The 13,493-nt window shown below is 64.3% G+C and carries 14 protein-coding genes; 6 read left to right on the forward strand and 8 right to left on the reverse strand.

Annotated elements, in window-relative coordinates:
• Nucleotides 1-86 precede the first annotated feature (86 nt).
• A complete protein-coding gene (locus MUN81_RS18295) occupies nucleotides 87-1,166 on the forward strand; it encodes an LptF/LptG family permease (RefSeq protein WP_245113090.1) in 1,080 nt (359 codons plus the stop codon).
• 143 nt (nucleotides 1,167-1,309) lie between these two features.
• On the forward strand, nucleotides 1,310-2,257 hold the full coding sequence (locus MUN81_RS18300; protein WP_245113092.1) for a DMT family transporter: 948 nt from the start codon (nucleotides 1,310-1,312) through the stop codon (nucleotides 2,255-2,257).
• Here the strand turns inward: MUN81_RS18300 and ispE are convergent.
• Nucleotides 2,254-3,078, reverse strand: a complete 825-nt coding sequence (gene ispE, locus MUN81_RS18305) for a 4-(cytidine 5'-diphospho)-2-C-methyl-D-erythritol kinase (protein WP_245113094.1) — start codon at nucleotides 3,076-3,078, stop codon at nucleotides 2,254-2,256. The two genes, MUN81_RS18300 and ispE, sit on opposite strands and share 4 nt — an antisense overlap.
• A gap of 47 nt (nucleotides 3,079-3,125) precedes the next feature.
• Between ispE and MUN81_RS18310 the strand changes: the two genes are divergently transcribed.
• The 3 genes from MUN81_RS18310 (at nucleotide 3,126) to MUN81_RS18320 (ending at nucleotide 5,706) form a co-directional block, all read left to right on the forward strand.
• Nucleotides 3,126-3,767: a sugar transferase gene (locus tag MUN81_RS18310; protein ID WP_280638219.1), complete on the forward strand. Its 642-nt coding sequence runs from the start codon at nucleotides 3,126-3,128 to the stop codon at nucleotides 3,765-3,767.
• Between the two features lie 10 nt (nucleotides 3,768-3,777).
• A complete protein-coding gene (locus MUN81_RS18315) occupies nucleotides 3,778-4,455 on the forward strand; it encodes an acetyltransferase (protein WP_245113096.1) in 678 nt (225 codons plus the stop codon).
• Between the two features lie 63 nt (nucleotides 4,456-4,518).
• A complete protein-coding gene (locus MUN81_RS18320) occupies nucleotides 4,519-5,706 on the forward strand; it encodes a DegT/DnrJ/EryC1/StrS family aminotransferase (protein WP_348533146.1) in 1,188 nt (395 codons plus the stop codon).
• 192 nt (nucleotides 5,707-5,898) lie between these two features.
• Here MUN81_RS18320 and MUN81_RS18325 read toward each other — a convergent pair whose 3' ends face one another.
• Nucleotides 5,899-6,561: a hypothetical protein gene (locus tag MUN81_RS18325; RefSeq protein WP_245113098.1), complete on the reverse strand. Its 663-nt coding sequence runs from the start codon at nucleotides 6,559-6,561 to the stop codon at nucleotides 5,899-5,901.
• A gap of 627 nt (nucleotides 6,562-7,188) precedes the next feature.
• Nucleotides 7,189-7,887, reverse strand: coding sequence for a hypothetical protein (locus MUN81_RS18330; protein ID WP_245113099.1), 699 nt, complete (start codon nucleotides 7,885-7,887; stop codon nucleotides 7,189-7,191).
• 152 nt (nucleotides 7,888-8,039) lie between these two features.
• Between MUN81_RS18330 and MUN81_RS18335 the strand changes: the two genes are divergently transcribed.
• Nucleotides 8,040-8,636 (forward strand): hypothetical protein, encoded by a 597-nt coding sequence (locus MUN81_RS18335; protein ID WP_245113100.1) that lies wholly within the window; start codon nucleotides 8,040-8,042, stop codon nucleotides 8,634-8,636.
• 90 nt (nucleotides 8,637-8,726) lie between these two features.
• On the opposite strand, the gene MUN81_RS18340 is transcribed toward MUN81_RS18335, so the two are convergent.
• From MUN81_RS18340 to MUN81_RS18360, 5 genes are all read right to left on the reverse strand, one after another.
• A complete protein-coding gene (locus MUN81_RS18340) occupies nucleotides 8,727-9,476 on the reverse strand; it encodes a fatty acid desaturase (protein WP_245113102.1) in 750 nt (249 codons plus the stop codon).
• 15 nt (nucleotides 9,477-9,491) lie between these two features.
• Nucleotides 9,492-10,172 carry a DUF4166 domain-containing protein gene (locus MUN81_RS18345; RefSeq protein WP_245113103.1) on the reverse strand — a complete coding sequence of 227 codons (681 nt, stop codon included), beginning with the start codon at nucleotides 10,170-10,172 and terminating at the stop codon, nucleotides 9,492-9,494.
• A 20-nt stretch (nucleotides 10,173-10,192) separates the two neighbouring features.
• Nucleotides 10,193-11,158, reverse strand: a complete 966-nt coding sequence (locus MUN81_RS18350) for a DoxX-like family protein (RefSeq protein ID WP_245113105.1) — start codon at nucleotides 11,156-11,158, stop codon at nucleotides 10,193-10,195.
• 80 nt (nucleotides 11,159-11,238) lie between these two features.
• Nucleotides 11,239-12,366: an aminotransferase class I/II-fold pyridoxal phosphate-dependent enzyme gene (locus MUN81_RS18355; protein ID WP_245113106.1), complete on the reverse strand. Its 1,128-nt coding sequence runs from the start codon at nucleotides 12,364-12,366 to the stop codon at nucleotides 11,239-11,241.
• Between the two features lie 48 nt (nucleotides 12,367-12,414).
• On the reverse strand, nucleotides 12,415-13,479 hold the full coding sequence (locus MUN81_RS18360; protein ID WP_245113108.1) for an AI-2E family transporter: 1,065 nt from the start codon (nucleotides 13,477-13,479) through the stop codon (nucleotides 12,415-12,417).
• Nucleotides 13,480-13,493 lie beyond the last annotated feature (14 nt).

Below are 13,493 nucleotides of genomic sequence, written 5' to 3' on the forward strand. Positions count from 1 at the left end.
CTACTGCGCAAGTACTTAATTACTGCTGCACGCGAGATGCTTCGACTGCGCTCAGCATGACGTTCTGATTACAACTTGCCCATAGCATGAACATCCTCGATAAATACATCATCAAGAAGTTTCTGGCCGCGTTTTTCTTCTCGGTGGTGATACTCGTGTCGGTGATTTGTGTAATTGATTTCACCGAAAAAAACGATGACTTTATCCAGCACAATTTGTCGATGGGTAAAATCATTTTCGGCTATTACATCTACCTGTTTCCGTATTTCGCCAACCTGCTTTCGCCGATTACCATTTTCATCGCCGTGGTGTTTGTGACGGCGCAGCTGGCGGCGCGCACCGAGATTGTGGCCATTCTGGCGAGCGGTGTGAGTTTTAAGCGACTAATGCTGCCGTATGCGCTGGGCGGGGCGGTGGTGGGGCTGCTCATTTTCGCGCTCATTGGCTGGGTGCTGCCCATCGGCAACAAGTCGCGCGTGGCGTTTGAGCGGGCGTATATCAAGCTGCCGTTTCGGTTTCAGGGGCGCAACGTGCACATCAAGATTGGCCCGAAAAGCTACGTGTACATGGAAAGCTACGACAACACGAGCAACGTGGGCTTTCACTTCGCCCTCGAAACCGTGGACGGCACCGTGCTGCGCCGCCGCCTGACGGCTGACGCCATCAACTGGGACTCGACCAAGCACGTGTGGCATTTGTCGCCGCAGCTGGTGCGCACCTTCCGCGGCGCGCAGGACGAAACCCTGCAAACCCTGCCCGCCCGCGACACCACCATGAACCTGCGCACCGAGGACTTCGCCAGCAACTACAAGCTGGCCGAAACCCTGACCCTGCCGCAGCTCAACGCCTACATCAAGGACAAGATAGAGCGCGGCGCCGACGACACCCAGCTCTACATGAGCGAGAAGTACGAGCGGTATGCCTACCCGTTTTCCATCATCATCCTGACGCTGATTGGCGTGACGTTGAGCGCCCGAAAATCCCGAGCCGGCGTGGGCGGGCAGATTGCGCTGGGGTTCGTGCTGGCCTTCATATTCATCATTTTCGTGATGCTGAGCCGCAATCTGGCCCAGGTGGGCAGCCTCTCGCCGCTGGTGGCGGCCTGGGTACCCAGCACGGTATTCAGCGTCATTGGGCTGGCGCTGTACCGGTTTGTGCCGAAGTAATATCTGGAGCAAGCAGACAAGGTGTTGGGCGGTCATGCAGAGCGCAGCGAAGCATCTCGCGTGCCACCGTTAATTCGGTTGATTGTTGCTCCGAGCGAGATGCTTCGCTGCGCTCTGCATGACGTTCTGTTTGCTTACCTTCTATGCTTCGCGACTACCTCAAGCTCCATTTCATTGTGCTCCTGTGGGGCTTCACGGCCATACTGGGCAAGCTCATTGCGCTGCCGTCGGTGGAGCTGGTATTTTGGCGCACGCTGCTGGCGGCCACGGGGCTAGCCGTGCTGCTGGGCGCGCGGCGCATGCCCTGGCGCATTCCGGCGGGGCAGGTACTGCGGCTGCTGGCGGTGGGCGCGCTGGTGGCCACGCACTGGATTACCTTTTTTCTGGCGGCGCGGCTGTCGTCGGTGAGCGTGTGTCTGGCGGGCTTGGCCACGCTGGCGCTGTGGACCTCGCTGCTCGAACCGCTGCTGCTCTGGCGCCGGGTGCGCGGCTACGAGGTGGGCCTGGGCCTCATCACCATGGTGGGCCTTTATCTGGTAAGCCAGGCCGAACTCGACCAGCTGCTGGGCCTGGGTGTTGCGGTGCTGTCGGCGGGCTTGTCGGCGCTGTTCAGCGTGCTGAACTCGAAGCTAATAAAGCAGCACCCGCCGCTGCGGCTCACCTTTTACGAGATGCTGGGGGCCTGCCTGAGCATTGCGCTGTTCTTCCCCATCTACAGCCACTTTTTCACCCAGGGCAGGGGCCTGCAGCTGGCCTGGCACGGCCTAGACTGGCTCTGGCTGGGCCTGCTGGCAGGCGTGTGCACCGTGTACGCCTTCTCCACGTCGGTAGAGCTCATGAAGCGCCTCTCCCCTTTCGCCGTCAATCTGACCATCAACCTCGAGCCGGTGTATGGCATTGCCATGGCGGCGGGCATCTACTGGCTGCACACCAAGGGCCTGTTGCACGCCCCGCAGTTCAACGGCGAACGCATGAGCATGGGCTTCTACATTGGCACCCTGCTCATTGTGCTCAGCGTGCTCATCCACCCGCTGGTGGCGCGGCTGATGAAGGACAAAGAGCCGGATTTGGAGCCGGCCATGCCAGTTTAGAGCACGCCCTGCCACACAGAATACTCGGCCGGCCACGCCATCGGCGCGGGCTGCGCGCCCGCGGGCCACAGCCCGTACACCGCTGAGCCCGAGCCCGACAGGCTGGCGTACGTAGCACCGGCCTCGTAAAGGCGCTGTTTAATATCGGCCAGTACCGGGTACGTTGGCGCCAGGGCCTTTTCAAAATCATTGGTGACGGTGTCGCGCCAGGTACTCATTGGCTGTGCCAGGGCTTCGCGCAGCGGAAACTTCGGCGCCTGCGGCACAATGCGGGCGTACGCCTCGGCCGTGCCAATGTGCAGCCCCGGGTACACTACCACGCACGTCAGGCCGGACAGGTTGAGGTCTATTTTCTCGAAAATGTCGCCTTTCTCCACGGCCAGCACGGGTTGGTTGCGAATGAAGAACGCGCAATCGGAGCCCAGACGGCGGGCGTAGTTTTCCAGGGCTTCCGGCGCGAGGCCTAACTGAAATAATTCATTGGTGGCCTTGAGCGCAAATGCCGCATCAGCCGAGCCGCCGCCCAACCCCGCCCCGATGGGCACAATCTTGTGCAGGTAAAGCTGCGCGGGCGGCAGTTGCGGAAAGTCGGCCTGTAGCAGCTCATAGGCGCGCACGCAGAGGTTGGTGGCCGGGTCGCCGGGAATGGGGCGGCCGGTGAGTGTGATGCTGGTGGGCTGGCCCGGCGCGGCGGGCAGAATTTCCAGCGCATCGGTCCAGGGCAGGGGCACAAACACCGATTCGAGGCTGTGGAAGCCATCGGGCCGGCGCTCCGTAACGTAGAGGCCGAGGTTGAGCTTGGCGTTGGGGAAAACGAGCATAAGAGCAACGCGGGCCAAAGCCTGCGACGCAAAGTTACTTTTGCGCTGTGCCCACTCCCGATTCTTTTTACGCCCGCCACGGCAAGCGCTGGCTCGACGTGGCCATTGCCTTGCCGCTGCTGCTGCTCACGCTGCCGCTGCTGATGGGCGGAGCCGCCGTGGCCGCCGCCCAAAACCGGGGCCGCTGGCTGTTTCGGCAGGTGCGGCCGGGCTGGCACGGGCGCCTGTTCACGCTCTACAAGCTCCAGACCATGACCGACACGCGCGACACCGCCGGCCAGCTGCTGCCCGATGCCGCCCGCCTGCCCGCCACGGGCCGCTGGCTGCGCGCCACTTCGCTCGACGAGCTGCCCCAGCTCTGGAACATCCTGCGCGGCGACCTGAGCCTGGTGGGCCCGCGCCCGCTGCTGCCCGAGTACCTGCCCCTCTACACGCCCACCCAGGCCCGCCGCCACGAGGCGCGACCCGGCCTCACGGGCTGGGCGCAGGTGAACGGACGCAACGCCATCAGCTGGGAAGAAAAATTTGCCTTCGACGTATGGTACGTCGATAACCTCTCGTGGCGGCTGGATATGACCATTTTGTGGCGCACGGCCGGGCGCGTGCTGCGCGGCAGCGGCGTGGCCACGCCCGGCCACGCCACCACCGTGGCTTTCCGGGGCACGCCCCCACCTCCCGTTTCCCCGTAGATAGCACCCTATGACCACCTTGTTTTTCTCAGACTACGAAGCCGGCGAAACCGGCACCCCACTCGTCATATTCGGGGCCGGCGGGCTGGGCCGCGAGGTGCTGCACCTCGTGCGCCAACTCAACGCCACGCACCCCGCCTGGGACGTGCGAGGCTTTTACGACGACGTGGCGCCGACTACCCCCACCGTGGCCGGCCTCCCCTACCTCGGCACCAGCGCCGACCTCAACGCCACCGCTGAGCCGCTGGCCGTGGCCGTGGCCGTGGGCAGCTCGGCCAGCCGGGCCGCCGTGGTGGGCCGCCTCACCTCTGCCAACCTGTCGTTTCCGGCGTTGGTGCACCCGCAGGTGGTGCTGGGGCCCGAGCAGCGCATTGCGCTGGGCGAAGGCTGCATTGTGCAACAAGGCTGCATCCTGACCTGCGACATTTCGTTGGGCCGCTTCGTGCTGCTCAACCTGGGCTGCACCGTGGGCCACGACGCCGTGCTGGAAGATTTCTGCTCCCTGATGCCGCACGCCAACCTGAGCGGCGCCGCCCGGCTGGCCGCCGGCTGCTACCTGGGCACCAACGCCACGGTCATTCAGGGCGTGCGCGTGGGAGAAGGCAGCATTGTGGGGGCGGGCGCAGTGGTGGTGCGCGACCTTCCGCCCCACGTGACGGCCGTGGGCGTGCCGGCGCGGGCACTCTGAGAGGAAGATAAATAAATCGTAGGAACCCGAATGCCGTGTCGGCTGCGCCTAGCATGACGTTCTTTGCAGCTCTTAAGCGACAGCATGCGCAGCCAGGATTACGACCGCCTTTACCTTTCCCCGCCCCACCTCGGCCGGCACGAGCTCAACTACGTGCACAAGGCCATTGAAGACAACTGGGTGGCGCCGGCCGGGCCCAACCTGGCGGGGTTTGAGGCCGACATCTGCGCGGCCGTGGGCGTGCCGTATTGCGTGGCGCTGAATTCGGGCACGGCGGCCATTCACCTGGGGCTGATTTTGCTGGGCGTGGGGCCGGGCGATGAGGTGCTGTGCCCCTCCTTCACCTTCGTGGCCACGGCCAACCCCGTGGTGTACCTGGGGGCCACGCCGGTGTTTGTCGACAGCGAGCCCGATACCTGGAACCTCTGTCCCGAGCGCCTGCGCGAGGCCATTGTGGACCGCCTAGCCCAAGGCAAAAAGCCCAAGGCGCTCATCGTGGTGCACCTCTACGGCATGCCGGCCAAGCTGCCCGAAATTCTGGCCGTGGCCAAAGAATTCGACATTCCCATTCTGGAAGATGCCGCCGAGGCCTTGGGCTCCGAGTGGCAGCAGCAGCCGCTGGGCGGCTTCGGGCGGGTGGGCGTGTTTTCCTTCAACGGCAACAAGATTCTGACCACGAGCGGCGGCGGCGCCCTCGTGACTTATGACAAGGCATTAGCTGAAAAAGCCCGTTTCCTGGCCACCCAGGCCAAGGACGACGCGCCCCATTACCAGCACTCCCAAACCGGCTACAACTACCGCCTCAGCAACATCCTGGCCGGCATTGGCCGCGGCCAGATGGAGCTGCTGGAGGAGCGGGTGAAGCGCCGCCGCCAGATTTTCGACTGGTACCGCGAGCACCTTTCCCGCCTGCCCGGCATCACGGTGGCCCTGGCGCCGGAGCCGGCCGGCAGCCGCTCCAACCGCTGGCTCACCACCATCCTGGTGAACCCCGCCGACCCGGACACCGACGCGCCCGCCCGCCCCGTCACGCCCGAAACCCTGCGCCTGCACCTGGAAACGCGCAACATCGAGAGCCGGCCGCTGTGGAAGCCCCTGCACCTGCAGCCGCTGTTTGCCAGCGCGCCCGTGTACGGCGGCGCCGTGTGCGCCGACCTCTTCGCCCGCGGCCTGTGCCTGCCCAGCGGCACGGCCATGGGCGAAGGCGAGCTGCGCCGCGTGAAAGAGGCCCTGGCCGAGGCGCTGGGGTAGCCGCTGATACCGTCGGCTAACCCTCCTTTGAGGAAGCGTAGGCGCTTGTTGGCTGGAGTTTACGAAACTCATCCCTACCAGCCATTTCGTAAACAGTGAATCGTAGACGGGTTTCGTAAACTTGGTTTGCGCTACAGGGGCCAGTTGGCCAAGAGATATAGAGCCAGTCCTTTTCGTTCTCGGAAAGGAGCGTTATTGTTTCCTCCGGGGCTCACGCACAAAAAAAGGCATATCCCCTGCCAAGTAGTCCACAGACAACGAATCCTTGCGGGGGCGCGCATTCCAGGGGCTTCCGGGTTGTAGAAATCGATAACCCATCGCGTTGTTCCCGGCACGTTTGGGGTAGTAAGCGAAGTAAAAGCGCCCGTCGGGGCTGGGCGCTACTACCTGAAAAGTGTCCACGAGCACGGGCGAGTCGCTGGCTTTTCTGCCTTTGCTCAGCGTTCCAACCAGCATCGTAGCCGGTTTCTGGAGCGGGTAGCCAAAGGACACCGAGCCCGTGTACTTTTCGCCCCAATTCAGCGTGTCCGGCGCGTCAATCAGCGTCATCATGCCGCCGGGGGATGGCTGCCCGCCCGGTTCGTATCCGTTGGCGTAGATTAACCGACCGGCCCGGTTGTAAATCTCGCGTTCCACCGGCTTGCCCAACGAGTCGAACCGCATCGTGAGCCCCGTTTGGGTACCGTTCGTGTAGTGGGCCTGTTCTTGGAGGACGCCGTTCGGGTAGTAACGCAACGCCGGGCCGTGCAGCGAGTCGTTGCGGAACGCGGAACTGTCGCGCACCCCCCCATTCGGGTAATAGAGCCGGGTAAAACCGGTGCGGCGACCGGCGACCCAGTAGGAAGTCGCACGCACCTTCCCATTTGGATAGTACGCCACGCTTCGTCCGTCCAACCGTCCGTTTAGCAGAGCAGCTACGCCACGCAGGCGGCCGTTAGGATAGCGAGAGGACTCAGTGGTACGCTCTTGCTTTGGGGTGCAACTGGCCATGCAAAGGGCCCCCAGTAGCAAGGCAAGGAATAGGGGCTGGAATTTCATGTTTTACGGGCGCCACAAAGCTAGTATGCAGCCCCAGGGCCATGCATGATTAGGCTTCTTGAGTTCAAGAAAACGGTCTATTTTCTATTCCGTCTTTTCTGTCAGTAGCAACTCGTGCGGTGCCTTCTTGTTCGCGACGAGTGCCACGAGTCACCCGGATGCGCAGCCATACGCCGCCAGGTTTCAGCGGCAACACGCACTGCCACCACCCGCAGTGCCCGGCCAGTACTCGCGGCGGGCTTCAGGAGTTGCCGAAGGGCCGCACGAGTGCTTGCAGAGCATTTCCCGATTTTCCAGAACCGGGCAACGAGGACTCGCGGGGCATTTCCGGTGTTTCGGAACCGGGCCGCGAGTCCTCGTTGCCCGCTTCCGGCAACGCCAAAGGCCCCCGCGAGTCCTCGCGGAGGCCTTGCGTATGGACCGGCAGCGGCCGGCGAGCTCGCGCTAGGGCTGGACGGGCGAGGGACCGTCCGCGGCTTTCTTTTTGGCCTTGGGCAGCTTGGCCGCCGAGAAATCGAAGAAGCTGTACACCTTCTCGGCGTCGTCGTACGTGAGTTCCAGCTGGGCCTTGAAGCGGCGCTGGGCGCGGGCAATGGCGGCGCGGTCGTCGGCCAGCTCCAGGCGGGCGTCGGCGATGGTGGCGGCCCGGGCGTCGCGGGCGGCATCGGCGGCGACCAGGGCGGCGTACCGGGCCTGGGCGCCGGCGGCCACCTCGGCGGGCAAGGCGGCTTGCTGGGCCCGGTACAGGGCCACGAGGGCCTGCGACGCGGTGAGCAGCTCGGGCTGGGCCAGCTCGGCCAGCCGGCTCTTGCCAAACTTCTTGAAGTCGGCGTAGACGGGCAGCTTGCGGAGCTTGGGCGTGACGTGGTCCTTCATGGCGTCGTCCACGAACAGCAGCCACTCGGCGCGGGCCTGGCGGAAGGCGTCGGTGCCCCCGGCCGTGGGCTGGTTGCGGTCGGTCAGGTTTTCGTCGAAGCCGGCAATGGCGGTTTCCAGCTCGGCCAGCAGCGGGGCAAACGCGGCGCCGAGGGCGGCCTCGCGGCCGGCCCGCAGGGCGTATTCGGCCTGGGCTTTGTAGGCGGGCCGCGCCATGCGCAAGGCCAGGAAGGGGTTGTCGAAATAGGTAGAGTACGCGCCTTGCATGGGGGAAGAAAAAAGAGAAAACGGTAGACCGCGGAAGTGGTCACGCGCTGACTATCAGCGGCGGCGTAAGAGTAGCGCTTTTTTGTTTACCAACCTAGCGCACACCGTAGCACGGTGTTTGCCGTTAAAGGGGCATCCATCTTTTTATTTCCATGAAAAACCTTCGCCTTTTCGCGGCCCTCCTGCTGGCCCTGCCGCTGGCCGCCGCCGCCCAGACCACGCCCACCAAAACCACCACCACGCCGGCCCCGGCCACCACTCCCGCTACGGTGCCGCCCGGCATGCAGCCCCAAACCGAAGTAACCGAAGACCTGGACCCGGCCACCGGCAAAGTCATCCGGCGCACCACGCGCACCATTTACGTGCCGGCGGGCACCGCCGCGCCGTCGTCCACGACCACCAAAACCACCACGCCCACCACCATCGACTACCCCGCCAGCACCACCGCGACCGATGCCCAGGTGAGCACCTTCTTGCGCAAGCAGACCAAGGTTTCCACCCTCACCACCACCGGCCTGCTCGACGCCTACAGCCGCTTCATGGACCGCGTGCACAGCGACCGCCAAGGCTGGAAGCCCAGCGACTGGACCACCGCCTCGGCCGTGCTCAGCCGCCTCAACGGGCGCTACGAAGAGCTGCGCGGCAGCTTCTCGTTCGACGACAAAGTGAACATTCGTGCGCAGCAGGCCGAATACCAGGCCCTGCGCACCGGCCGCCAGATTTCCGATTCGGTGTCGGACAAGCTGTAGGAAGCCACCACAACGCCGCCGTGGCTTATTGCCGAATGGCTATTTACCTAAAAGGCCCCTGTGTACGCACAGGGGCCTTTTTTATTTTCCTTAGTGGTGGTGGTGCTCCTCCTCGGGCGGCGGGGGCAGCTCGGCCGCGGCGCGGTAGAGCAGGGCCGTGGGCACGCGCGGGTAGTGGTGGTGCAGGTGATGAAAGGCAAACGAGGCCGTGATGGGCGTCCAGGCCTGGGCCAGGGCCGCGGCCGTGCGCGCCGCCGGGTTGCGCGACGACACGTGGTGCGGCACATACGACGCCCAGATGGGCATCGTCGCGCTCATCACGAAGGCCACGCCCCAGTACACCAGCCCCACCAGCGAGCCCGTGGCCCAGTACAGGACCACAAAAGCCAGCAGCAACGCCAGCGTCAGCCCGGTTTCGATGAGCTGAATGCGGCGCGTATTCGGAGCAATGCGCAACGACTCGCGGCGCAGCATGAGCGTGTGCCAGGGCCCCTGCCACAGCACCCGCGAGAAGCTCCAGGTGGCCGGCGCGCCTTCGGGGTCGGCCTCGGTGAGGCAGCGGCCGTGGTGGCGCAGGTGCGTCACCTGCAAGCCGTGGCCGCTTTTGAGAATGAGCAGCCCGGCCAGGGTCAGCACTCGCTCGTTGGCGGGCTTGGGCAGGCCCAGGGAGTTGTGCATGGCGTCGTGCATCATCACAAAAGCCGCCAGGCACACCACGGCGGCCAGCGGCACGGCCAGCCACCACCAGCCGGCCAGCGCGCAGCCCACATACAGGGCCAGCAGCACCCCGGGCCGGGCCAGTTCCACGCGCCGCTGGGCAGGAGTAAGTTCGAGTTTCATGGAATTGAATGAGGTTTATTCCCGGGCTTCATACCGCAGCGGCAAGGCGTGCGCCGGAATGTGCTCCGGGACCACGCTGTGCCAGGAAGAACGAAACGAACCCGTATAGCCAAACAGCTTGCCCAGCACCGGATTGCGCACCACCACCTCAATGCGGTAGCAGTCGGCGGCATCGTCGTACCACTCTTCCACATCGGCCAGCGCCGCCAGCACGCCGGGCAGGCGAAACGCCAGCCGGCCTTCGCGGAAGCGCTGCGCACCCGAGCGCAGCCGCAGCCCGCCCCGCTCGGTCACGGCCATGTCAATGTCCACGGCCACGTGTTGGTGGGTGCCCAGGTAGTCCACAATCGACTGGCGGGCGGCACTGCGAATCATCGTGGCATCGAAGCACCGGGTGTGCTCCGGGAAATGAAAGCGCCGAATCCAGGTCACGGTTTCGCGGCCCAAGGGATCTTGGTACGCGTAGTTTTCGATGCGAAACGGCACATTATGCCCCGTCTCCGGGAAGGTGATGTGGCGCGCCAAGCCCGCTCGCAAAAACGGCTGCGTGAAAAACGGCCCGTGCCACACCCGTTCCATCACGCCCTCGCCCACAAACGCGCGATGGTCGCCGCTGCTAAAGCCCAGCCGCTCCTGAATGCGCGGGTGCAGCTTCTCAAAGTCGGCGCCCAGCTGCTGCTGATAGATGGAAGACATGGCAGGAAACGTAGTGAATGTTAAGCAGTGGCTACGGGATTTTCCCGCGGCACGCTCGCGGCAGTGCGCGGGCTTTCCATCGGCCGACGCAGGCACCGCGTGGCACTGGGCACTAGTTCCGTCGGAATCAGCAGCGCCACCGCGGCCAGCGCCACCAGCGCCAGGTTCAGCGTGAGCGGATTGAAAGGCGCCACAAACACCGCCGGCTGGCTGAATAGCGCCCCCGCGCCCAGTACCACCAGCCCCAGCATGTTCAGCCAGTACACCGGCCGCAGCCGCTGCATCGGCAGCACCCAAAACAGCAGCCCGAACAGGATTTCGCCCACGCCCACCGCCGAGGCCACGGTGCGCGCCGCGCCCGCCGAAAAACCCGCGCCCTGCAAAATGCTCAGCTCACCGGTGTCCGGGTACAGCAGCTTGGGCACCACGCCCTGATACATCCACACAAAGCCCAGTGTGAACCGCACCAGAGCCGTTATCAGCGCCAAAGCCCGCGATACCGCCGGCCGCTGCCCCTGCTCCAGCCACAGCCGCAGGCTGTCGAAGCTCCAGGCCGTGGCCCAACCGATGAGCGGCCGAAACACCAGCCGGTCGAGCCACTCCCCCGCCGCGCCAAAACGCGTCTGGTAATCGTAGCGCGTGAAAAACCGCAGGCCGTCCTCCATTGGCACGTACTTCCAGAAGCCCGCGCCTTCGCGAATCAGCGACACCTTTTCGTCAGACCAAAACTTGAGCACCGAGGTACGCTCTCCGTTCTTCTCATTCGTGCCGAGGCTTTCGCCGCAGCCGGCCACGCCCAGCCCAAACCCGATGCGCGTGGCGTACAGAAACTGCTGCGGCTCGGCCTCCGATGGGCGCGGCAAGTACTCTATTTCGGTGAAGCGCAGGTCCCACTGCTGGTGCAGTTCGGGCTGCTGGGTGTGCGCCCACAGCTGCTCCATGGAGCAGCGCATTCGGGCTTCTACGTAAATCGAGGGCCTCTTCATTTGGTATAATGAAGGTAGGCAGGAAGGGCCGGGCACCCAAGCATTTCGGGCACCCGCGAGAGAATAAACTGCTTGGATTATTACTCCAGTGCCTGGGCCAGGTCGGCCAGCAACTCTTCCACGGGCTCGATGCCCACGCTCAGGCGCACCAGTCCTACGGTGATTCCCAACTCGGCGCGCTGCGCCTCGGTCAGGGCCCGGTGCGAGGTAGTGAGCGGGTGCGAGCACGACGAGTCCACACCCGCCAGCGAAGGCGCGAACGGAAACCGCTGGCTGCGCTGCATAAACCGGTTCACGGCCGCCTCATCAGCCAGCCGAAACGATATCATGCCGCCAAACCGGCCGCCGCCCTGCGCTACCGCCAGCGCGTGCTGCGGGTGCGCGGGCAGGCCCGGGTAATACACCGCCTCCACGGCCGGGTGCTCGTCCAGAAACTCGGCCACCAGCCAGGCATTTTCGGAGTGGGCGGCCATGCGCAGGCGCAGCGTTTTGAGGCCGCGCACGCTCAGCCAGCTTTCCATGGGGCTTAGGGTGAGGCCGTACACCGTCACGATTTGGCGCAGGCGCGCGGCATCTTCGGCCGAGCGGGCCACCACGGCCCCGGCCGTCACGTCGGAGTGGCCGGCGAGGTATTTGGTCACGCTGTGCATCACTAGGTCGGCACCATATGCCAGCGGCTTGGTGAGCACGGGCGAGGCAAACGTGTTGTCGACCACCAGCTTCAGGCCGTGCGCGTGGCATTCGGTGGCAACGCGGTGCAGGTCCACCACGCGCAGCAGCGGGTTGCTCATGGTTTCGCAGAGCAGCAGCCGGGTTGCCAGCGTCACGTGGGCCTTCAGGTCATACAGCTCCTCAAACGGCACGTAGCTCACCGTGATGCCCAGCCGCGCCAGCTCCAGATTGAGCAGCGCCGCCGAGCCGCCGTAGATGTCGGCCGCGCACAGCACGTGGTCCCCGGCCCGGCAATACGTCATCAGCGCCGCGAAAATGGCGGCCATGCCCGAGCCCGTGACCACCGCCCCGGTGCCGCCCTCCCAGCGGCTCACAGCCTCGGCCAGCTCGTCGGAATTGGGGTTGCCGTTACGCGAATACATGTAGCGGCTCTGCGGGTCGTCGATGTACTCCTGAATGGCGTGCAGGTCCTCGAACTTGAAAACCGAGGTTTGGTAGATGGGGGTGACTTTGGGCTGAATGGTCGAGAAGTCCATGGGTGGGATGAAGCACGTGGTGGCGCAAAGGTCGGCACAAGCCCGGCTTTACAGCGGCCCGGCCACGGCCTTATTCGTCGCCCGGTTTTCGCGCCGGAACACCTCCATCAGCACCAGGAAATACGACACCAGCAAGGGCCCTACCACCAGCCCAATCAGCCCAAAAATCTCTACGCCCAGCACCAGCCCCACCAGCGTCACCAGCGGGTGAATGTCGCCCATGCGCTTGGCCAGCACGATGCGCAGCAGGTTGTCGACGTTGATAATGACAATAAAGCCCGCCAGCAGAATGCCGATGGCCTGCCCGTTGTGCCCCTGCGAAAACTGATACAGCGCCGCCGGCCCCCACACCAGCGGCGTACCCAGTACCGGCAGAAACGCCATAAAAAACGCCACCACGCCCCAGAACAGCGCATCGGGCACGCCAAATATCCACAGCGTAACGCCCGTCAATATGCTTTGCACCAGCGCCACCACCACCTGCCCTAGCACGTTGGCGTTCACGTTGTTTTTCAGCGACTCGCCCAGCTCCTTCAGCGTTTCGTTGCGAAACGGCAGGTAGCGGTGCAGGCCCAGCAGAAAGTAGGTTTCTTGCATGAACATGTAGTACATCGTGAACAGCATCAGGCCCACGATGACCAGAAAGTTGAGCGCGCTGCTGGCCAGCGTGGGCAGCCAGCTGCTCACCTTGGCGCCGCCCTGCAGCAGCACCTGCCGCACATTAAACTGTTCAGTTATCTTAAATCCCACGGCCCGCTCCACCTTGTGCACCACCTCCAGAATCTGCTCCGGGTTTTGGGCAAACCGCACCAACCGGTCGAGCAGCAGCGAGCTCAGGGCGTAGAACGGAATCACGAGCACCACCACCGTCACCAGCAGCAGCAGAATGGTGACCAAGCGCCGGTTCCAGCGCCGCCGGTGCACCAGCGCCACCCACCACGGCCGAAACACCACGAACAGAATGCCCGCCGCCAAAAACGCCGTCAGGTACTGCGCCAGCCCGAATACCATGAGGGCAGCCAAGCCCAGCAATGAGGCCACCAGCAATACATAGCGCTGGCGGGGCGTGTAAATATTCTCGACGGCAATAAAGGGTTCAGAAGGTTTGTGCATAGTGGCGCAATTAC

The organism is Hymenobacter sp. 5317J-9, from assembly GCF_022921075.1.
Classification (GTDB): domain Bacteria; phylum Bacteroidota; class Bacteroidia; order Cytophagales; family Hymenobacteraceae; genus Hymenobacter.